13 protein-coding genes are annotated in these 22,405 nt (G+C 69.7%); 9 read left to right on the top strand and 4 right to left on the bottom strand.

Annotated elements, in window-relative coordinates; genetic code table 11:
* The first annotated feature begins 27 nt into the window (after positions 1-27).
* Positions 28-1,743 carry a glycoside hydrolase family 6 protein gene (locus ACIBJB_RS25195; RefSeq protein ID WP_398933369.1) on the top strand — a complete coding sequence of 572 codons (1,716 nt, stop codon included), beginning with the start codon at positions 28-30 and terminating at the stop codon, positions 1,741-1,743.
* Between the two features lie 121 nt (positions 1,744-1,864).
* Here the strand turns inward: ACIBJB_RS25195 and ACIBJB_RS25200 are convergent, their stop codons facing one another.
* Positions 1,865-2,665: a phytanoyl-CoA dioxygenase family protein gene (locus tag ACIBJB_RS25200; RefSeq protein WP_398933370.1), complete on the bottom strand. Its 801-nt coding sequence runs from the start codon at positions 2,663-2,665 to the stop codon at positions 1,865-1,867.
* Between the two features lie 112 nt (positions 2,666-2,777).
* On the opposite strand from ACIBJB_RS25200, the gene ACIBJB_RS25205 reads away from it, so the two are divergent.
* On the top strand, positions 2,778-3,665 hold the full coding sequence (locus tag ACIBJB_RS25205; RefSeq protein ID WP_398933371.1) for a class I SAM-dependent methyltransferase: 888 nt from the start codon (positions 2,778-2,780) through the stop codon (positions 3,663-3,665).
* Here the strand turns inward: ACIBJB_RS25205 and ACIBJB_RS25210 are convergent.
* Complete coding sequence (locus ACIBJB_RS25210) at positions 3,554-5,161, bottom strand: glycosyltransferase family 39 protein (RefSeq protein ID WP_398933372.1); 1,608 nt, start codon at positions 5,159-5,161, stop codon at positions 3,554-3,556. The genes ACIBJB_RS25205 and ACIBJB_RS25210 overlap by 112 nt on opposite strands.
* A 209-nt stretch (positions 5,162-5,370) precedes the next feature.
* On the opposite strand from ACIBJB_RS25210, the gene ACIBJB_RS25215 reads away from it, so the two are divergent.
* Both ACIBJB_RS25215 and ACIBJB_RS25220 read left to right on the top strand, forming a co-directional pair.
* Positions 5,371-8,820 carry a hypothetical protein gene (locus ACIBJB_RS25215; protein ID WP_398933373.1) on the top strand — a complete coding sequence of 1,150 codons (3,450 nt, stop codon included), beginning with the start codon at positions 5,371-5,373 and terminating at the stop codon, positions 8,818-8,820.
* Between the two features lie 69 nt (positions 8,821-8,889).
* A complete protein-coding gene (locus ACIBJB_RS25220; RefSeq protein WP_398933374.1) occupies positions 8,890-9,594 on the top strand; it encodes an SDR family oxidoreductase in 705 nt (234 codons plus the stop codon).
* A gap of 94 nt (positions 9,595-9,688) precedes the next feature.
* On the opposite strand, the gene ACIBJB_RS25225 is transcribed toward ACIBJB_RS25220, so the two are convergent.
* A complete protein-coding gene (locus ACIBJB_RS25225) occupies positions 9,689-10,525 on the bottom strand; it encodes an aldo/keto reductase (protein WP_398933375.1) in 837 nt (278 codons plus the stop codon).
* 320 nt (positions 10,526-10,845) lie between these two features.
* Here ACIBJB_RS25225 and ACIBJB_RS25230 point away from each other — a divergent pair, with 320 nt between their 5' ends.
* From ACIBJB_RS25230 to ACIBJB_RS25250, 5 genes are read left to right on the top strand one after another with little or no spacing between them, the layout of a single operon-like run.
* Positions 10,846-12,024, top strand: coding sequence for a glycoside hydrolase family 105 protein (locus tag ACIBJB_RS25230; protein ID WP_398933376.1), 1,179 nt, complete (start codon positions 10,846-10,848; stop codon positions 12,022-12,024).
* Positions 12,025-12,028: 4 nt separating this feature from the next.
* Positions 12,029-12,820 (top strand): Tat pathway signal sequence domain protein, encoded by a 792-nt coding sequence (locus ACIBJB_RS25235; protein WP_398933377.1) that lies wholly within the window; start codon positions 12,029-12,031, stop codon positions 12,818-12,820.
* Between the two features lie 12 nt (positions 12,821-12,832).
* Positions 12,833-16,066: a glycosyl hydrolase family 28 protein gene (locus tag ACIBJB_RS25240; protein ID WP_398933378.1), complete on the top strand. Its 3,234-nt coding sequence runs from the start codon at positions 12,833-12,835 to the stop codon at positions 16,064-16,066.
* Entirely contained in the window at positions 16,063-18,321 is a 2,259-nt protein-coding gene (locus ACIBJB_RS25245; RefSeq protein WP_398933379.1) for an alpha-galactosidase, read from the top strand. The genes ACIBJB_RS25240 and ACIBJB_RS25245 overlap by 4 nt, the downstream gene beginning before the upstream one ends.
* An 11-nt stretch (positions 18,322-18,332) precedes the next feature.
* Complete coding sequence (locus tag ACIBJB_RS25250; protein ID WP_398933380.1) at positions 18,333-20,363, top strand: PQQ-dependent sugar dehydrogenase; 2,031 nt, start codon at positions 18,333-18,335, stop codon at positions 20,361-20,363.
* Between the two features lie 27 nt (positions 20,364-20,390).
* On the opposite strand, the gene ACIBJB_RS25255 is transcribed toward ACIBJB_RS25250, so the two are convergent.
* Positions 20,391-22,217 (bottom strand): AMP-dependent synthetase/ligase, encoded by a 1,827-nt coding sequence (locus tag ACIBJB_RS25255; RefSeq protein ID WP_398933381.1) that lies wholly within the window; start codon positions 22,215-22,217, stop codon positions 20,391-20,393.
* Positions 22,218-22,405: the final 188 nt, after the last annotated feature.

Consider the following 22,405-nt stretch of genomic DNA (forward strand, 5'->3'; position numbering starts at 1 on the left):
CCGCGAACGAGAAGGAAACCCGCACTCATGAGTCGTACGAGAACAGCGCTCCTCGCTGCCCTGGCGCTCGTCGCCGGGGCCTCCGGGACCGCGCTAGCCGTGACCCCCGGGGACGCAGGCATCGCCGCCGTCCCCTGCACCGTGGACTACAAGGTGCAGAACCAGTGGGACACCGGCTTCACCGCCGCCGTCACCGTCACCAACAACACCACGGCCAAGTCGAGTTGGTCGCTGAAGTGGGCGTACGCCGGAAACCAGAAGGTGACCAGCGGCTGGAACGCCAAGATCAGTCAGAGCGGTACGGCCGTCACCGCGGCGAACGAGTCCTACAACGGCACGCTCGCCACCGGCGGTTCGGCCAGCTTCGGCTTCCAGGGCACCTACAGCGGCACCAACGCCGTCCCGGCCACCTTCACCCTCGACGGGGTGACCTGCAACGTCGACGGAGGCGGCCCCACCGACCCCGGGCCGACCGACCCCGGTACCCCCGGCACCAAGGTCGACAACCCGTACGCCGGCGCCAAGGTGTACGTGAACCCCGAGTGGTCGGCGAAGGCCGCCGCGGAACCGGGCGGCAGCCGGATCTCCAACCAGCCCACCGCCGTGTGGCTCGACCGGATCGCCGCGATCAACGGAGTCAACGGAGGGATGGGACTGCGCGCCCACCTCGACAAGGCCCTGGAGCAGAAGGGCAGCGGCGAGCTCGTCGTCCAGCTGGTCATCTACGACCTGCCCGGCCGTGACTGTGCGGCGCTCGCCTCCAACGGCGAACTCGGCCCGACGGAGATCGACAAGTACAAGACGCAGTACATCGACCCGATCGCCGCGATCCTCGCCGACCCCAAGTACGCCTCGCTGCGGATCGTCAACACGATCGAGATCGACTCGCTGCCCAACCTCGTCACCAACGTCTCGCCGCGGGCCACGGCCACCGCCAACTGCGACACGATGAAGGCCAACGGCAACTACGTCAAGGGCGTCGGCTACGCGCTCAACAAGCTCGGTGACGCCCCCAACGTCTACAACTACGTGGACGCCGGGCACCACGGCTGGCTCGGCTGGGACGACAACTTCTCCGCGAGCGTCCAGACCATCAAGCAGGCGGCCACCGCCGAGGGCGCCACGGTCAACGACGTGCAGGGTTTCATCACCAACACCGCCAACTACAGCGCCCTGAAGGAGCAGTACTTCACCATCAACGACTCCGTGGGCGGCAAGTCCGTGCGCGAGTCCAAGTGGGTCGACTGGAACCGGTACACCGACGAGCTCTCCTACGCCCAGGCCTTCCGCCAGGAGGCGGTGAACCAGGGCTTCGCCTCGGGCGTCGGCATGCTGATCGACACCTCCCGCAACGGCTGGGGCGGCACCGCCCGGCCGACCGGTCCCGGTGCCACCACGGACGTGGACACCTACGTCAACGGCGGCCGCATCGACCGGCGTATCCATGTCGGCAACTGGTGCAACCAGTCAGGGGCCGGTCTCGGTGAGCGTCCGCAGGCCAGTCCGGCTGCCGGGATCGACGCCTACGTGTGGATCAAGCCGCCGGGTGAGTCCGACGGGTCCAGCTCCGCGATCGCGAACGACGAGGGCAAGGGCTTCGACCGGATGTGCGACCCGACGTACACCGGCAACCCGCGGAACAACAACAACATGTCCGGTGCGCTGCCGAACGCTCCGCTGTCGGGGCACTGGTTCTCGGCGCAGTTCCAGGAGCTCATGAAGAACGCGTACCCGGCGCTCTAGCTGGGGCGGGTGCGGTCCGATGTGAGCTGCGGGTCCGTTGTGGCTGGTCGCGCCCGCGCGGCGGAGCCGCATATCGACACAGACCCGCGCCCCTAGAAGAATCACGCCGCCCGGGGTCTGGTCAGTGCTCTTCGGCCAGGCCCCGGCGGATCGCGAACTCGACCGCCGAATAGTCGCCGTCGGGGCGGTCCAACTCGTACGGCACCGCCGGGAGCAGAGGCGGCTGGGCCATGAAGCGGGGGCTCGTGCCGTGGTGGGGCTGGGCCGCGTGGACCAGGAAGGGGTGGCAGAGGTAGACGTCCCCGGGGCTGCCGGTGGCGTGGGCGAGCGGGCGGTGTGCCGAGGCCTTGCCCACCTTGGGGCCCAACTCCAGGAAGGAGGCGCCCTGTTCGCCGTACGGCTCCAGGATCGGCGGCACGTCGAGATGGGAGCCGATTCTGATGCGTGTCGGGGCGTCGGTCTCGGTGACCTCGCTGAACAGGAACAGCATCAGCAGGGCACGGTCCCTGGAGCGCAGGTTGGTGTGGTACATGCCCGCGGGTGCGTAACTTCCCTCGATGTGCCAGCCCGCGTCGTCCGGTTCCTCCGCGTGCGGAAACCGCAAGGGGAAACTGCCCAGTGAGTAGCGGGGCTGCCAGCGGTTCTCACCCACCAGCAGGTCGAACGCCTCGTGCAGTACCGGAGAGTTGGCGGCCGCCGCGAACGGGCCCTGTGCCATGTCGGCCACCCAGACCACCGGATCCTTCCAGGAGGCCGGGTCCTCGGGGTCGTAGCCCGTCTCCCGCCACAGCAGCGACGCGCAGTGCTGGGCGACGCGTGGCGGGAAGGCGCCCTCCATCTTCACGAATCCGTCTTCGAGGAAGCGCTCCACCAGTTCGTCGTCCATGGGGTCATCGTGGGGGACCAGCCGGGGTGTGCGCATCCCCTTTTCTTTGCGTCCGCTTTGCCGTGTTTTTTGCTGCAGTGGCAACATCGCTGGCCTCTTCGCGGTGCGTCGGAGCACGCTGGCAGCATCCCGAGGAGAGGCTGGCACCATGGCGCACGATCACGACACCCACGCTCACCAGCACCACGATCACACCGACATCGACTGGTCGCGGATGGCCGAGTACCTGGAGACCCAGGCGGAACTGTTCACACCCCTGTACGAGCGGGCCCTGGCCTGGCTCGGGCACAAGCAGACCGAGCCGGGGCTGGTCGTCGACGCGGGCAGTGGGCCCGGGGTGCTGTCCTGTCTGCTCGCCGAGGCGTTTCCGGGGGCCCGGGTGGTCGCCGTCGACGGGGCCGAACCGCTCCTCGAGCGGGCCCGGGCCCGGGCCGCGCGGCTCGGTGTCGCCGACCGCTTCGGGACCCTCACCGGTGAACTGCCCGGAATTCTCCACGACTTGGACTACCCCGTCGACCTCCTCTGGGCCAGTCGGAGCCTGCACCATCTCGGGGACCAGCGGGCCGGGATCGCCGCGTTCGCGGCACGCCTGGCGCGGGGTGGCACGTTGGCGCTGATGGAGGGCGGGCTGCCCGCACGCTTCCTGCCCCGGGACATCGGGATCGGGCGGCCGGGGCTCCAGGCGCGGCTCGACGCGCTGGAGGAGGAGTGGTTCGCGCAGATGCGGGCGGGGTTGGCCGACTCCGTCGCCGAGGTCGAGGACTGGCCCGCGCTGATGGCCTCCGCGGGGCTGCGGCACACCGGTACGCGCAGCTTCATGCTGGATCTTCCGGCGCCGACGACCGATCGGGCCCGTGCGTACATCGCCGCGTCGCTCGGGCGGCTGCGGGAGGGTTTTGCCGAGCAGCTGAATGCGGACGACCGTCACACGCTTGACCGGCTGCTCGATCCCGAGGACGCGGCCAGTGTGCATCGGCGGGCGGATGTGTTCGTGTTGGCGGTGCACACCGTGCACACGGCTGTGCGGACCGGTTGAGGTCGGTTCCGCCGCTGGATGTGCCACCGTGTGTCGTCGGGCGGCTGCGGGCCGTCGGTGGCTTGTCGCGCCCGCGCGGCGAAGCCGCTCATTGATACAGCCCCGCGCCCCTGAACGGCGCGGGTGTACTCGGCGATCAGTGCGCCCTGTACGTGTCGGACACGGGTGGGCACGAAGTGCTCGGCCAGTACCTGGCGCTTGACGTCCTCCTGTGGTGTCCGGTCCAGAGGCTGCCCTGGCGGATCCCCCACGGCGACGATCCGTTCCGTCGCAAGCATGCGGGCGCGGATCACCGGGACCGGGACTTCTGTGCCGTACAGGGTGCCCGACGCCGCCGGGCCGCGGTCCAGGGCCAGGTCGCGCAGCCGCCGTACCGAGTCCGGGTCCACCAGTGACCACACGCGGCGGCGGGAGGGCAGGTAGACGACACCCTCGGCGTGCGTGGTGCTCAGCGCCCGGGCGATCGCCGAGGCGTCGTCGGTGCGGCTCTGCGGGGTGCGCAACTGGAGGGTGACCGGTAGCAACGCGAGCACGGCCGCGGCCATGGCGAGGGCCCGGGTCCGGCCCAGCCGGTCGAGGGCCGCGCCGATCAGGAGGGCCGTGCCCGCGTGGCCGTAGAGGACATAGCGGTCGACGTAGAGCGGTTTCAGCGGGGTCAGGAGGATCAGCGTCAGCGCGGGCAGGAGGGCCAGCGGGACGGCCAGCCGGGGCACGGGCTCGCGTCGGAGCGGGACGGCGCAGGCCAGGGCCAGTGCGCTCACCGCAGCGAAGCCGACCAGCGCGCCTGCCCCCGGGCCGCCGATCCACGACACCTGGTCCGACTGGCGCGCGCTCAGCGCGGCCAGGGGAGCCAGGGCGGCGCAGACCACGAGCGCCACCCGTAGGGCGGGGCGGCGGACCGGGCGCGGGAGGGCCGCCAGATGCGCCGGCACGGCCAGGACCGCGAACTCGTGCAGCAGACACGCGGCGAGCAGGACCGTGCCGTACGCCGCCCAGGCTCCGGGGGTACGGCGGTCCGCCGCCCGCACCAGCAGATACGTCGCCCACACGATCAGCGCGCAGACGACGGCGTAGGAGCGGCCCTCCTGCGCGTACCGCTGGACCGGCGGCAGCATCGAGAAGGCGAGACCGGCCAGCAGCCCCGCGCGCGGTCCGGCGAGGCGCCGGCCCAGTAGCGCCAGGATTCCGGCCGCCGCCGCGGTCGCCAGAACCGAGGGCAGGCGCAGCACGAGCAGGGGGTCCATGTCGCCGCACAGACGGAACAGGGCGTGCATGAGCAGGTAGTACAGGCCGTGCACCGCGTCGGCGTGGCCCAGCGCCGTCCACAGGTCGGGCAGGGAGCGCCTCGCCATGTCGTACGTCACCACCTCGTCCCGCCACATGCTGCCGCCGCGCCGGATGCCCCACAGGCCGAGGGCGAGGGAGAGGGCGGCGGGGACGAGCGCGTGCCCCGGACGCCTGGCGGAGGGTGTGGTCCTGGACGTCGCGGACGGCAACCGAACCGGCCGTAGCAGGGGTCCTGGTGAGTGTGTGGTGGCGATGACTGACTCCGGTGCGTGGCGGGAGCGCGGGGCCCGGTGAGTGGGCGTGCACCGACGAGTTCAGGGGCCGGAGGATTGTTGGGCAGCCCCGAATCGGCGGGCCGATCAATTCGCGGGGCGGTCGCCGACGTGGCGGGACGGCTGTGAGCGAGGGGGAGACGCACATGGGGCGCCGGGAGAAGCCGCTCGATCCTGGAGCGGGGGCCGTGCAGCGGTTCGCGTTCGCGATGCGCAAGCTGCGCGACGAGGCGGGCACCCCGACCTACCGCGCCATGGCGGCCCGCGTCGGTTATTCGGCACCCACCCTCTCCGCCGCCGCGGCCGGTGAACGGCTGCCGACCCTGCCGGTGCTCCTCGCCTATGTCGCCGCGTGCGACGGTGACCCGGGGGAGTGGGAGCGACGGTGGCGGGAGGCGGCCGCCGAGTCGGCCGACGCGCGTGCGGTCGAGGACGCCGAGGAGGACGACAGCCCCTATCCGGGACTCGCCCGTTTCGAGACGGGGGACGGGGAGCACTTCCACGGCCGCGACGACCTGATCGCCGAACTCGTCGGGCTCACCGCCGTCAACAGGTTCGCGGCGGTGGTCGGGGCGAGCGGCAGCGGCAAGTCCTCACTGCTGCGGGCGGGGTTGATACCGGCGCTGCGGGATCCCTCGGCCGGGCGGAGCACGGACCTCGCCGCCATCCGCCTGCTCACCCCCGGCGCCCGTCCCCTCCGCACCCACCAGGCCCTCTTCACCCCGCACGACGGCCCCGGCGACACCCTCCTCGTCGTCGACCAGTTCGAGGAGGTCTTCACCCTCGGTGCCGACGCCGAGGAACGCACCAGGTTCCTCGGGGAGTTGCTCGCGGCCGTCGACCCGGCGTCACGGCTGCGCGTGGTGATCGCCGTACGGGCCGACTTCTACGGCCGGTGCGCCGAACACGGGCCGCTCGCCGAGGCGTTGCGGGACTCCACGCTGCTCGTCGGACCGATGCCGCCGGCGGCCCTGCGCGAGGCCGTGGTGCGCCCCGCCGCCGCTCAACGGCTTGTCGTGGAACGGGTGTTGACCGCGCGGATCGTCGCGGACGTGGCCGGTGAACCGGGCGGACTGCCGCTGATGGCCCACGCGGTGCGCGAGGTCTGGCGCCGGCGCACCGGCAAGACGCTCACCCTCGCCGCCTACGAGGCCGTCGGCGGCGTCCGCGGTGCCGTCGCGCACACCGCGGAGGCCGTGCACGCCCGGTGCGCCCCCGCCGAGGCCGCCGCGCTGCGTCGCCTGCTGCTGCGGCTGGTGAACCCCGGCGACGGCACCGAGGACACCCGACGGCCCGTGGACCGTGCGGAACTCGACGCCGACGGGACGACGGCCCGTGTCCTGGAACTACTGGTGCGCAGCCGGCTCCTGACGGTCGACGGCAGCACCGTCGACCTCGCCCACGAGGCCGTCCTCGGCGCCTGGCCACGGCTGCGAGGCTGGCTGGACGAGGACCGCGAACGGCTGCGCCTGCACCGCGCGCTCACCCAAGCCGCCCTCACCTGGGACGTGTTGGGACGCGACCCGGGCGCGCTGTACCGGGGGACGCGGCTGACGCAGGCCCGCGAGACCTTCAAGGACGCAGGATGCAGAGATGATGGCGAAGGTGATGAAGGGCGCAAAGACGATGGCGAAGGCGGGGAACTGAACCGGCTCGAGCGCGACTTCCTGGCCGCGAGCGTCGAGACGTACGAACGAGGCCGCCGTGCCACGACCCGCGCCGCCCGCCGGCTGCGCGCCCTGACCGGCGCGCTCGCCGTACTGCTGATCCTGGCCGTGGTCGCGGGCGCGGCCGCCTGGCGGCAGAGCGGGGTCAGCGCGCGGCAGCGCGACGAGGCGGAGGCCCGCAGGGCCGCGGCCCTGGTGGCGACCCTGCGCGAGGGCGACCCGCGCGCCGCGATGCGCCTGGCCCTGGCCGCCTGGCGGACCGCCGACCTGCCCGAGACCCGCGAGGCGCTGCGCACGGCCGCCGCACAGAGCGAGCGGGACGTGTTCACCGAGCCCGAGGAGGGGGACGCGCGGGCCATGGACGCACCCTCCTGGCTCAGCCGCGACGGGCGGATCCTGTCGACGGTGGTGCGCGACAAGGTCGTCCAGTGGGACGTGCCCACGCACCACCGGCTCCGGTCCGTGCGACTCCCGGGCCTGTCCGAGGGGGTGACCGACCTCAGCGAGGACGGGCGCTTCGTCGCCTACACGGCCTTCGACGGCACCGGCCTGCTGGTCGCCGGGCTCGCGGACGGCAGGACGTACCGGCTGCCGATCGGCTCCTGGCAGGACGTCGACGTGCGGTTCGCTCCGGACGGGCGCACCCTGCTCGTACGGCGCCTCGTCCACGGCGCGACCGACTCGCGGGCCACGCTGGAGGTGTGGGACGTGGCGCGGCAGCGGGTGCGGTTCCGGTACGAACGGGGCAGCGGCGACGGCGCGTTGCCCGCCCGGAGCCCCGACGGCCGCTACCTCGCCTGGTGCACGGACCAGGGCGGGCTGCTGCGCATCCTCGACACCGGCGAGCCGCATCCCGTCGCCACCACGGTGCCCGCGGCGACCGGGCGGGCCGTGTGCCGGGGCGACGAGCTCACCTTCACCGCCGACAGCCGGGCCGTGGCGAGCGTCACCACCGGCGGTGTCGTCACGTGGGACGTCCGCGCCGGACGGGAAAGGCCTCGGCTGCCCCTGGCCGGTGCCGGATACCGCGTGGAGTTCGCGGGTGACTACGCCCTGACCTGGACCCTGGGTTCCCTCGCCCTGTGGCGCCCCGGCCTGCCGGGTCCCGCGGACGACAGCGAGCGCGAGCCGCTGCTCACCTTCCCTCTCGACTCGTCGGCGGTGGGCGACCTGCGACTGGACCTCGACGCGGGCGTGCTGCGCTACCGGGAACAGGGCCGGACCAGTTCGGTGCACACCCTCTCGCTGCAGGCACTGACCGGCACCGCCTGGCGGGACCGGGCGGCGGGGACCGCCGCCTTCGACAGCCGGGGCCGGCCGGTGCGGGCGACGAAGGCCCCGGTGGTCGACCGGCGGAACACCGTCACCGCGGACCCGACCGGCCGCACCGCGCTCACCTCGGAGGGCACGCTCGTCAGTGTCTCGACGGGCAAGCGGCTGAAGGGAGTCAGGGGAGTGGAGGGCGAGGACTACCTCAGCGAAGGAGCCTTCAGTCCCGACGGCCGGTACCTCGCCGCGGCGGACGTCCGCGGCCGTCTCACCTTGTGGGACGCGCACAGCTGGCGCAGGCTGGCCGTCCTGAGGAGCGGTGGCTCCAACCGTCACGATCCGGCGCTCGGCTTCTCCGCCGACGGCGCCCTGGTCGCCGCGAGCGCCCCCGACGGAGTGGTGAACGTCTGGGAGACGGCCACGCCCGCTCTGCCCGCCGCCTCCCTGCCCGCGGGGGACTCCCCGGTGCTCGCCCTCGGATTCACCCCGGACGGTGGCGAGTTGCACATCGCCACTCCCCATCTGGCCGACCGGGCCCTCCCGTCGGCCCCGGAGCGGGCCGCGCGGAGTGTGTGCGCCCGGGTGTCGACAGGCCTCACCGAGGCGGAGTGGCGGCGGTACTTCCCGTCGGCCGACTACCGCCGAACCTGCGGCTCTTGACTTCGAGAACGCTTCAACTGATGTACTCCCTTCCATCCACGAGTTCGCAGGGGAAAACAGGGGGAAACCATGTCCGACGCTTCACCGGTCGCGCTCATCACCGGCGGCGGCAGCGGTATCGGCGCCGCGGTCGCACGGCAACTGCTCGACGCGGGACACCGGGTGGCCGTCACCGGGCGGGGCGAACCGCGCCTGCGCGCCTTCGCCGACGAACTCGGCAACCCGGACGGCCTGTTGACGTTCGTCGGCAACGCCGCGGAGTACGGCGACATCAGCGCCGCGGTCGACGGCACGCTCAAGGAGTTCGGCCGACTGGACACGGTCGTCGCCAACGCGGGGTTCGCCACCCATGACACCGTCGCCGGGGGCGACCCCGCCGGCTGGACCGAGATGGTGCTGACCAACGTGCTCGGCCCCGCCCTCCTCATCCGCGCCTCCATCGACGCGCTCAAGGAGACCCGCGGTCGGATCGTGCTGATCGGCAGCGTCGCCGGGTTCATCCACGGGCCCGGCAACATCTACGGGGCGACGAAGTGGGCGGTGACCGGGCTCGCCGAGAACGCCCGCCGTGAGGTCACCGAGTTCGGCGTCGGCGTCACCCTGGTGGCCCCGGGCCGGGTGGAGACGCCGTTCTGGGACGGCTACGGCAGCCTCCCGCCCGGCCACCTGCTCACCGCCGACCAGATCGCCGACTCGGTGGTGTGGGCCGTACGGCAGCCGGAGGGCGTCGACATCAACACCGTCGTCGTACGGCCGATCGGACAGCCCGTCTGACGCGCGGAGCGGACCGGCGGAGGCCCGGACACACGACGGCCGGCGGTGGGGCCCCTACGACAGGGACCGCACCGCCGGCCGAACCGCTGCGCCGTCAGGCGGCGTTGAACGTCGACGGGTCCGGGCCGAGGCGCCGGTCCTCGTTGAGCGCGCTGATCGCCGCCAGGTCCTCGGTGTCCAGACTGAAGTCGAAGACCTCGATGTTCTCCTTGATCCGGGACGGGGTCACGGACTTCGGGATCACGATGTTGCCGAGCTGGAGGTGCCAGCGCAGCACGACCTGGGCCGGAGTGCGGTCGTGCTTCTGGGCGATGGCCACGATGGCCGGGACCTCCAGGAGACCCTTGCCGGAGCCGAGCGGCGACCACGCCTCGGTGGCGATGCCCTGCTCCGCGTGGTACTCACGGGCCGCGTGCTGCTGAAGGTGCGGGTGCAGCTCGATCTGGTCGACGGCCGGGATGACGGACGTCTCGGCGATCAGCCGCTCCAGGTGGTCGGGTTCGAAGTTGGAGACGCCGATGGCCCGGATCCGGCCGTCGGCGTGCAGCTTCTCGAACGCCTTGTAGCTGTCGACGTACAGGTCGCGGGAGGGCGTGGGCCAGTGGATCAGGTACAGGTCCACGTAGTCCAGGCCGAGCTTCTCCAGCGAGGTGTCGAACGCGCGCAGGGTCGAGTCGTAGCCCTGGTCGCCGTTCCAGAGCTTGGTGGTGACGAAGATGTCCTCGCGGGCCACTCCGGAAGCGGCGATGGCCTTTCCGGTGCCCACTTCATTGCCGTAGATCGCCGCTGTGTCGATGCTGCGGTACCCGGCCTCGAGCGCCGTGGCGACCGCGCGCTCGGCCTCGTCGTCCGGCACCTGCCAGACTCCGAAACCCAGCTTGGGCATCTCGACGCCGTTGTTGAGGATGATCGGGGGGACCTTGCTGCTCACGAGCTCTTGATCCTTACGGTTGTCGTCAGATGGCACTCCCATCGTCAACGATCACGAGCCGTGATGCATTCCTGACCGGAGAATCCGTCCGAACTGACCCGCGAGTCAGTGGGCGATGGCGAGGCGATGGCGGGGCGATGGCTGAAATTGGCCGGAAATGCATCCGATCTCTTCGGTACAGACCATTGACCACCGACGGCCCTGCCGCGACTCTGGATCGCGCCAACGGGCGGAATCCTGAACTCAGTTCACACATGTGAATCAGCTCTGGCTTTCATCCGATGTTTCCCGTGTCTCCTGGCTCACGGAGAGGGAGGAACATGAGACGCCGTCGTCTCCGCACGGCTCTGACGACCCTTGCGCTCGCCGCCGCCACCCTGGTCACCCTGCCGGCCGCCGCACCCCCGCCCACCAGCTCCCCGAACGGCCCGTCCCCGGACCGGGACTGGTCCGTGGCCATGGTCGAGTCGACCATGGCCCGCTACACACCGAGCAGCATCGGTGGCTGGTCCTACCCGGTCGGCCTCTACCTCTACGGCCAGTACCTCGCGTACGAGCGCACCCATGACACCCGCTACCTGACCTACATCAAGGACTACGTCGACCGCTTCGTGAAGAGCGACGGCTCGATCGGCCAGTCCTTCAACAGCCTGGACAGCATGCAGGCCGGCCGGCTCCTGGTGATCCTGCACCACGAGACGGGCCAGGACCGCTACCGCAAGGCGGCGAAGAAGATCGTCGACCGCCTGGCCACCTATCCCCGTACGGGCGACGGTGGCTTCTGGCACGCCGACACCGCGAGCCGCGCCCACCAGCTCTGGGCGGACGGCGTCTACATGGTGAACCCGTTCCTCGTCGAGTACGGAGAGGAGTTCGGCGACAGCTCGTACACCGACGACGAGGCCGCGAAACAGCTCGCCGTCTACGGAAGCCATCTCCAGGTCGCGAACGGACTGCTCGAGCACGCCTACGACGAGTCGAAGAGCGCCGGCTGGGCCGACCCGGGCACCGGGCTCGCCCCCGAGCACTGGTGCCGTGCGGTCGGCTGGTACTCCATGGCGATCGTCGGCGTGCTGGACGGCATTCCGCAGCACCACCCGCGCCGGGCCCAACTGCTCGGCGTCTTCCGCAAGCTGGCGGCCGGCCTGGAGAAGTACCAGGACCCGGCGACCGGCCGCTGGTTCCAGGTGATCGACAAGGGCGCCCGCGGCGACAACTGGACCGAGACGTCCTGCTCCAGCATGTTCACCTACGCCCTCTCGCGCGGCGCCCAACAGGGATATCTGGACGGGCATTTCAAGGCCGTCGCACACCGCGGCTACCAGGGCGTGCTCGCCAAGCTCTCGGTGGGTTCCGACGGGCGCACGAACCTCGCCGACATCTCCATCGGTACAAACGTGGGCGACTACGCGTACTACATCGCTCGCGACCGGGCCACCAACGACTTCCACGGCCTGGGCGCCTTCCTGATCATGAACGAACAACTGCGAGGTGATTAGTGTCATGAACACATCCAGAAGGTCGTTGCTGGGCGCCGCGCTCGGCGGTGCCACGGCGGCCGCGGTCGGTCTGCCGACGGCGACCACCGCCCACGCCGCCTCCTGGCAGCAGAAGTGGGCCCCCTCCGCGAGCAGTGACGGCCTCGGCGCCTTCGAGACGATCGAGGACGACCGCGCCGACTCGCACTCCGCCGGACAGCCGCACATCTACGCCACCGGCAACAACTGGCGCTTCGACATGCACACCGTCGACCGCGACACCTCGACCGACCGCCAGCGCCAGGAGGTCACAGGGCTGCGCAACGGCAGTGGAAGCAACTATCTGAAGTGGACGAAGGGCCAGACCTGGCGGGTCACCTACTCGATGTACATCCCGAGCTCCCTGAAGGCGACCACCACCTTCACCCACATCATGCAGATGAAGCAGCCCGGCAGCGGCACCTCGCCGATCGTCGTGCAGTCCCTGCGCCGGGTGAACGGCAAGCAGACCATCGAGCTGAAACTCGCCATCGACGACATCCTCGTCGGCCGCACCGACCTGGACCCGCTGCACGACAAGTGGACCGACGTCGACTTCCAGATCAAGGTCGGCGACGGCTCGGCGGGTTCGGTCCGCTGGATCCTCAAGTCCGGCGGCTCGACCGTCATCGACGCGTCGAAGACCGGCGTCGACACCTTCCTGGCCGACCGGGTCCGCCCGAAGTGGGGCATCTACCGCTCCCTCGGCGACACCTCCGGCTCCCTCCAGAACACCTACCTGCTGCTCAGCAACCTCCGCGGCTACCAACTGGTCTGAGGAGCCGTCATCTTGAGACCCCCCACTGTCCCACGCTCCCGAGCGGCGGCGATCGTCCTCTTCGTCGTCGCCGTCGTCCTCGGACTCAGCCACCCGGCGGCCCCGGCCACCCCGCAGGAGCCACCCCGAGCCGCCCCCGTCTTCGACGTACGCGACTACGGCGCCAAGGGAGACGGCTCCGCCAACGACAGCCCGGCCATCGACAAGGCGATCACGGCGGCCAACGCGGCCGGAGGCGGCACCGTCCGCTTCCCCTCCGGCAGCTACAAGTCCAAGAACACCCTCCACATGAAGAGCCATGTGACGCTCCGGCTCGACAAGGGAGCCACCCTCCAGGGCTCCAGCGCCGACACCTACGACAAGGCCGAGTCCAATCCCTACGACGACTATCAGGACTACGGCCACAGCCACTTCCGTGACGCGATGATCTACGGCGACAAGCTGACCGACATCGGCTTCGTCGGCCAGGGAGTCATCGACGGCATGAGCAACCTGATCACCGGCAACCCGAAGTCCGGCGAGGCCGACAAGATCATCTCCCTGACCCGGTGCGACGGACTCACGATCGGCGACGGCCTCACCCTCCGCCGCGGCGGCCACTTCGCGGCGCTCATCAACGGCTGCAGGAACGTCACGTCGGACCACCTGACCATCGACACCGCGAGCGACCGCGACGGCTGGAACATCATCTCCACGACGAACGTCACGGTGACGAACGCGAACATCAGGGCCAACGACGACGCCCTGGTCTTCAAGAGCGACTACGCCCTAGGCGCGAAGCTCCCCAACGGCCACGTCCGCGTCAACGACAGCTTCCTGTCCGCCCGTTGCTGCAACGCCCTCATGTTCGGCTCGGAGACCTGTGGCGACTTCTCGGACTACCGGTTCGAGAACATCCGTATCGACGGCGCCGACAAGTCCGGCCTCGGCATGGTCTCGATGGACGGCTCGAAGATCTCCGACGTCCACTACCGCGACATCACGATGACGAACGTCCACTCGCCGATCATGCAGAAGATCGGCACCCGAAAGCGGTGCGGCAACAGCCCCGGTGTCGGATCGATCAGCGACATCACCTACGACAACATCACGGCGACCGGCAACAGCCCCTCCTTCAGCCCGACCCTGTGGGGCGAGTCCGGTCATCGCATCAACGGGGTGTCGTTCACCAACGTCGACATCACGGTCCCCGGCGGCAACGGCACCGTGTCCACGGGCGTGCCGAGCAATGACCCGAACGACTACAACCCCAAGACCATCGGCACCCGGCCCGCCTACGGCTGGTACCTGCACAACGCCGACAACGTCCAGTTCACCGACAGCTCGGTGAAGTTCGCCTCGAACGACGGCCGGCCCGCGTTCATCGCCAACGCGGCCGACGGCGTCCGGCTCACCCGGTTCACCGCCCAGAAGGGCAGCAACTCCCCGTTCGACGTGGGCTTACAGGACGTCACCGGCGGCTGCCTGACGGACAGCCACAACACGTCCGGAGGCGCCCTGCGGGTCTCGGGAAGCCAGGACTGCGGTACGGCGGTCAAGCCCCTCGACCTGGACAACCCCCGCCAGGACTTCCTCCGCGCCTCCGTCGGCGGCCTCTTCCTGCACTGGGGCCTGCGCACCGCGCCCGCCCACAACGACTGCACCGCCTGGGAGAACGACGTCACGAACGGCGGCTGGAACGCCGACTACTGGGTGAAGGAGGCCCAGAAACTGCACACGCAGTACCTCGTCCTCGCCTCGTTCCACAGCCGCCTCGGCTACGCCCGCGCCTGGCCGTCGAAGATCCCCGGCTCCTGCTCCACCCAGCGCGACTTCCTGGGTGAACTGGTCACCGCCGCGAAGGCCAAGGGACTGAAGGTCATCCTCTACATGACCAACGACCCCCAGTGGCACGACGAGGGCGGCCACGAGTGGCTCGACTCGGCCGCCTACTCCGCCTACAAGGGCAAGAACGTCGACCTGACCACCAACGACGGCTTCGGACAGTTCAGTTACGACAACTTCTTCGAGGTCATGAACCGCTATCCCGACCTCGGCGGCTTCTGGATCGACAACGACAACGCCTACTGGGAGAGCCACGACCTCTACCGGCAGATCTACGAGAAGCGCCCGAACTACACGCTCAGCAACAACAACGAAGACACGCCGATCATGGACATGATCAGCAATGAGCAGAAGACGGGGATGACGCCGGCGTACGACTACCCGCAGGCGGTCTACACGGCCCAACCCCGCCTCACCGAAGCCGACTTCAAGCTGCCCTCCACCGGCGCCTGGTGGTACGGCGGCACCGACCCGTCGGTCGACAAGATGCTCACCCTCGGCCGCCTCGTCACCAACACCGGCTCGTCCGTGAAGGCGCTGATGGCCGAGACCGCCCAGGTCAACGGCAAGTTCCCGTCGAAGCAGGCCGACTTCAACAACTTCGCGAACTCCTACCTCGGCCCCATCTGGGAGTCCCTGCACGGCACCGAGGGCGGTGGCTATATGTACGGCGGCCTCAAACCCGGCTTCTGGAACGACGGCGCCCACGGCGTGACCACGATCAGCAAGACCGACCCCGACCGCCAGTACATCCACGTCCTGACCCCGCCCAGCACCAGCACCCTGCGCATCCGCGACAACGGCTACCGCATCGCGTCGGTCACCAACCTCCGTACCGGAGCGGCCGTTTCGTGGTCGCAGTCGGGCGGCGTGCTCACCCTCAACGGCCTCGGGAACTGGGACCCGTACGACACGGTGTTCAAGGTCACCACGGCCGGCCGCCAGGGCATCCTCACCGGCGTCAAGGTGAGCGCGAGCGCCTCGGCGAGCGGTCACGCGGGCCCGGCCGCCGGTGACGGTGACTACCGCACCTACTGGGACAACGACAAAACCCTCCCGGTGAGCCTCACCTTCGACCTCGGCAGCTCGAAGAAGGTCCAGTACCTCGGGCTCAACCAGCGCGAGGACTCCGTCGCCTACGCCCGCTCGGACACCGAGCAGTCGGCGCGGATCAAGGACTACAAGGTGTACCTGAGCGCCGACGGCTCCACCTGGGGCAGCCCGGTGAAGACCGGCCAACTGCCAAGCCGCCGCGGCATCCAGGGCATCGATCTGACCGCGGCCAACGCACGCTACGTCCGCCTCGAGGTCGATTCCACCTGGGCCGCCTCCACCGACACGACCCGCTACCAGCGCCTGCGGATCGACGAGGCATGGATCGCGACCTCGTACGCGACTCCCGCGAAGAGGGGACAGTCATGACAGGCATCACCCGTGTCAGATCACTGATCGTGGCCCTGGTCGGGCTGCTGATCGCCTCGGCCGTACCGCTGCTGGCCGCCGCCCATCCAGCGGCCGCGTCCGACAACGGCCAGTCCGTCCGGCCCGCGATGGGCTGGAGCAGCTGGAGCTTCGTCCGCCGCTCGCCGACCGAGGCGAAGCTCAAGGCCCAGGCCGACGCGCTCGTGTCGAGCGGCCTCAAGAACCACGGCTTCGTCTACATCAACCTCGACGACTTCTGGCAGAAGTGCGACGACAACGGCTTCGTCGTCGACTCCTACGGCCGCTGGGCCGTCGACACCGCCAAGTTCCCGTCCGGCATCAAGGCGCTGGCCGACTACATCCACTCCAAGGGCCTGAAGTTCGGCTTCTACGTGACGCCCGGCATCGCCAAGAACGCCGTCACCAAGAACACGCCGATCGAGGGGACCTCGTACCACGCGAAAGACATCGCGGACACCTCGAAGACGGAGAAGAACTACAACTGCAAGAACATGTATTACATCGACTACGGGAAGCCTGGTGCGCAGGAGTTCGTGAACTCGTGGGCGCGGCAGTTCGCCTCCTGGGGAGTCGACTACCTGAAGATCGACGGGGTGGGCAGCCAGGACGTCCCCGACGTCCAGGCCTGGGACAAGGCGCTGCGCGCCACTGGACGGCCCATCAACTTCGCGCTGTCCAACAACCTTCCGATCGCGGACGCCACCACCTGGAAGAGACTGGCGAACAGTTGGCGCACCCAGGGCGACGTGGAGTGCTACTGCGGCCCCGGCTCCAACGGCAGCGGCTATCCGCTCACCGACTGGTCGCACATCTCCTCCCGCTTCAACTCGGCGGCCTCCTGGCAGCCGCACGCGGGCCCTGGCGGCTGGAACGACCTCGACTCCCTGGAGATCGGCAACGGCGACCGGGTGGGCCTCACCGCCGACCAGCGCCGCTCCCACTTCACCCTCTGGGCGATGGCCGCCTCGCCGCTGCTGCTCGGCACCGACCTGACCGACCTCGACCCGGTCGACAAGGCGATGCTGACCAACGACCGCCTCATCGGGGTCAACCAGGACGGCGTCGCCGCCAAGCGGATCGTGAACAGCGGGGTGAAGCAGGTCTGGAGCAAGAAGGAGAGCGACGGCCAGTACGTGGTCGCCCTGTTCAACACCGGTACGTCCGGCAACGCGACGGTCGCCGTGGACTGGTCCCAGGTCGGCTTCACCGGCTCCGGAGACGTCACCGACCTGTGGTCCGGCTCCCACAAGGGCGTGATCGCCGACTCCTACAGCGCGACCCTGCGGCCCGGCGAGACCCGGCTGATCCGCGTGAAGCCCGTCAACTCCCTGAAGAGCGCGGCCGCTTCGCCGGGCATGGCCGTCGCCCCGTACGAGTACCTCGGCTGGGGCAACCCGCAGAACCCCACCTCGGTGATGTCGGCGACCGGCGTCAAGTGGTTCACGCTCGCGTTCATCCTCTCCGACGGCGGCTGCAACCCGAAGTGGGACGGCTCCCGCCCGCTGACCGGCGGCACCGACCAGTCGAGGATCGACGCGATCAGATCCGCCGGCGGTGACGTCATGGTCTCCGTCGGCGGCTGGAGCGGGAACAAGCTCGGCGAGAAGTGCTCCAGCGCCTCGGCGCTCGCCGGCGCCTACCAGAAGGTGATCAACGCCTACAAGCTGAAGGCCCTCGACATCGACATCGAGAACACCGAGTGGTCGAACGCCACCGTGCGGCAGCGCGTGGTCGACGCCCTGAAGACGGTGAAGGCGAACAACCCCGGCCTGAAGACCATCATCACCTTCGGCACCACCACCAGCGGCCCCGACTCCACCGGCGTCGACATGATCAAGCGGGCCGCGAACTCCGGTCTGGCCAACGACGTCTGGTGCATCATGCCGTTCGACTTCGGCGGCGGCACCACGAACATGGGCACCCTCACCACGCAGGCCATGGAGGGCCTCAAGGCACGGGTCAAGTCGGCGTACGGATACAGCGACGCCACCGCGTACGCCCACATCGGGCTGTCGTCGATGAACGGCACGACGGACGACTCCGGTGAGCGCGTCCGCGTCGCCGACTTCAAGACCATGCTCGCCTACGCCCAGCAGCACCACATCGGGCGCCTCACCTACTGGTCCGTCAACCGCGACCGCCCCTGCGGCTCGGGCACCGACGGCGACTCCTGCAGCGGTGTGACGCAGCAGCCGTACGACTACCTCAAGGTCTTCACCCAGTACACGGGCTGAAGGGAACATCCGTGAAAATCAAGAGAGTTCTGCCCTACGGCCTCGCCGCGGCCCTCGCGCTGCCCCTCGCCGGCCTGAGCCAGGCCACCGCGCTCGCGGCCACCGACTACCAGGCGGAGGACGCGACCGTCGTGCAGGGCACGGTGGCCACCAACCACACCGGCTACACGGGCACCGGCTTCGTCGACTACACCAACGTCAAGGGCTCTTATGTGGAGTTCACCGTCAGTGCCGCCTCCGCGGGCTCCACGGCCGTCACCTTCCGCTACGCCAACGGGACCGCGACCGACCGGCCCATGGACATCTCCGTGAACGGCACGGTCGTGGCGTCGGCCGTCTCCTTCCCGGCCACCGCCGACTGGAACACCTGGGCCACCAGGACCGTCGACGTCCCGCTCACCGCCGGCTCCGGCAAGATCCGCGCGACCGCCACCACCGCCGCCGGAGGCCCCAACCTCGACCGCATCGGCGTCGGCGCGGCCACCGACACGCAGGCCCCGAGCCGTCCCGGGCAGCCCAGTTGCTCCGACATCGGTGAGGACGGGCTCACCCTGGCCTGGGGCGCCTCCACCGACAACGTGGGCGTGACGGCGTACGACCTCTACGAGCACGGCAACAAGATCGGTGAGGCGCCCGGCGGTTCGACCAGCAAGGCGCTCACCGGCCTCAACCCGGGCACCACCTACAACCTCACCGTCATCGCCCGTGACGCGGCCGGCAACACGTCCCCGGCGAGCCCCGTCGTCGACTGCACCACCAAGGCCGGCTCCGACACCACCCCGCCGACGGGACCCGGCACCCTGTCCGCGGCGGACGTCACGGCGAACAGCGCCGTACTGAGCTGGGGCGCCTCCACCGACAACCGGGCGGTCGTCGGCTACGACGTGCGCAGTGACACCACCGTCTACACGTCCGTCACCGCCGGCACCTCGACCACGCTGACCGGGCTCGCCTGCAACAGCCCGTACAGCCTGAACGTCGTAGCCCGGGACGCGGCCGGCAACGTCAGCCCGCCGAGCAACACGGTCACCTTCACCACCAAGGCCTGTGCCACCGACGGCGGCGTCCCCTCCTCCGTCGCCGGCCTCTCCTCCGGCTGGACCATCCCCTGGGGCGTCTTCTGGCTGCCCGACGGCAAGAGTGCGCTGGTCACCGAGCGGGACGACTTCCGGGTCTGGAAGGTCACCAAGGACGGCACGAAGACGCAGGTCGGCACCGTCCCGAACGCCGTCACCACCAACGGCGAGGGCGGACTGCTCGGCGTCGCCGTCGACCCGAAGTGGGACACCAACCACTACGTCTACTTCATGCACACCGCCTCCGAGGGCAACCGCGTGGTCCGCATGACGTACGACGGCACCAAGCTCAGCGACTACAAGGTCCTGCTCCAGGGCATCAAGAAGAACCGCTACCACAACGGCGGACGCCTCGTCTTCGGCCCCGACGGCTACCTGTACGTCTCCACCGGCGAGGCCCAGACACCCGACCTGGCGCAGGACAAGGACTCCCTCAACGGCAAGATCCTGCGCATGACGACGGACGGGAAACCGGCCCCCGGCAACCCCTTCGGGAACTACGTGTACTCCCTCGGCCACCGCAACCCGCAGGGCCTCGCCTTCGACCGCAACGGCCGCCTGTGGGAAGCGGAGTTCGGCAACAGCTCCAAGGACGAACTGAACCTGATCAAGCCCGGCGCCAACTACGGCTGGCCGGTCTGCGAGGGCACCTGCTCCACCGCGGGGATGACCAACCCGAAGGCCACCTGGAACGTCTCCGAGGCCTCGCCGAGCGGCATCGCGATCGTGCGCAACGTCGTCTACATGGCCTCCCTGCGCGGCGAGCGGCTGTGGCGGATCCCGATCAACGGCGACAACGAGAGCGTCGGCACGCCGACCGCGTACTACGTGGGCACCTACGGCCGGCTGCGCACGGTCACCAAGGTGCCGGGCGCCGACCAGCTGTGGCTGTCGACCACCAACTGCGACAACAACGGAGGAGCGGCGGACGGATCGGACAAGATCTTTCGCGTGACGATCAGCTGACAGGCCGTCAGGCCGGTGACAGGGCCGTCAGGCCCGGTACAGCGCCTCGACCTCGTCCGCGTACGCCGTCTCGATCGCCTTGCGCTTGAGCTTCAGGGACGGGGTCAGCAGCCCGTGCTCCTCGGTGAAGGGCTGGGCGAGGATACGGAAGGTACGGATCGACTCGGCCTGCGAGACCAGGGTGTTGGCGGCGACCACGGCCCGCCGCACCTCGGTCTCCAGGTCGGCGTCCCGCACCAGCTGGGCCGCGGACATCCGCGGCTTGTCGCGCATCCCCAGCCAGTGTTCAACGGCCTCCTGGTCGAGGGTGACCAGGGCGGCGATGTAGGGGCGGTCGTTGCCCACGACGATGCACTGGGAGACAAGCGGATGGTCGCGCACCCGCTCCTCCAGTACTCCGGGGGAGACGCTCTTGCCGCCGGAGGTGACGAGGATCTCCTTCTTGCGGCCGGTGATGGTGAGATAGCCGTCCTCGTCGAGGGAACCGAGGTCCCCGGTGGCGAGCCAGCCGTCGTGCAGGGTCTCGTCGGTGGCCTTGTCGTTGTTGAGATAGCCCTGGAAGACGTTGGCGCCGTACAGCCAGATCTCGCCGTCGTCCGCGATGTGCACGGTCATGCCGGGGATGGGCTGGCCGACCGTGCCGTAGCGGGTGCGCTCGGGCGGGTTGGCGGTCGCCGCAGCCGTCGTCTCGGTGAGGCCGTACCCCTCGTAGATGTGCACGCCCGCGCCGGCGAAGAACAGTCCCAGCTTGCGGTCCATGGCCGAACCGCCGGTCATGGCCTGCTTGATGCGGCCGCCCATGGCCGCCCGCATCTTGGAGTAGACGAGCTTGTCGAAGAGCTGGTGCTGCATCCGCAGCCCCGCCGACGGACCGGGCCCGATGCCCCAGGCCTTGGCCTCCATGGCGTCCGCGTACTTCACCGCGACGTCGACGGCCTTCTCGAACGGACCGGCCTTGCCCTCCTTCTCGGCCTTGCGACGGGAGGCGTTGAAGACCTTCTCGAAGATGTACGGCACCCCGAGGAAGAACGTCGGCTTGAACGCGGCGAGGTCGGGCAGCAGGGCGGCCGCGTTCATCTGCGGCTGGTGGCCGAAGCGGACCCGGCCACGGACCGCGGCCACCTGCACCATCCGCCCGAAGACGTGCGCGAGCGGCAGGAACAGCAGGGTCGCCGCCTCGTCGCCCTTCTTGGAGTGGAACACCGGCTCCCAGCGCTCGATGACGGTGTCCGCCTCGTACATGAAGTTGCCGTGGCTGATCACGCAGCCCTTGGGCCGGCCGGTGGTGCCCGAGGTGTAGATGATCGTCGCGACGGAGTCGGGGGTCACGGCCTGCCGGTGGCGGTGCACCACGTCGTCCTCGATGGCCGCGCCCGCGTCGTACAGCTCCTGCACCGCGCCCGAGTCCAGCTGCCACAGCCGGTGCAGCTGCGGCAGCCGGTCGATGACGGTGGCGATCGTCATGGCGTGGTCCTCGTGCTCCACGATCGCGGCCGTGCACTCGGAGTCGTACAGCGCCCAGAAGCACTGCTCGGCGGAGGAGGTCGGGTAGACCGGCACCACCTGCGCGCCGATCGTCCACAGCGCGAAGTCGAACAGGGTCCACTCGTAGCGGGTGCGGGACATGATCGCGACCCGGTCGCCGAAGCGGATGCCCTGGGCAAGCAGTCCCTTGGCGAGGGCCATGACCTCGTCGCGGAACTCCGCGGACGTCACGTCCCGCCACTGTCCGTTCTCGTCCTTGCGGCCGAGGGCGATGTGGAGCGGGTCGTTCTGGGCATGCTCGAAGACGACGTCGGCCAGTCCGCCCACCGGGGGTGCCAACGCCAACGGAGGGTTGGTGAACTCGCGCAAACCCCGCTCCCCGCTCTCCCTGGCGCTCAGTGACGCTCCGCACAGCGCCGTGAAAGCTACCCCACCCAGACATCCGGCGGGAGAGGGGTCGAAGCCGAGCGGTGCTCACGTATGGCCTGGTCAGTACCGGAAAATACGCTCACATGGGGAAGGGTCGGACAGAAAACTGACGGTTGAGTAAGGTTCTG

The sequence above is a fragment of the Streptomyces sp. NPDC050759 genome, from assembly GCF_044456945.1.
Lineage (GTDB): Bacteria > Actinomycetota > Actinomycetes > Streptomycetales > Streptomycetaceae > Streptomyces.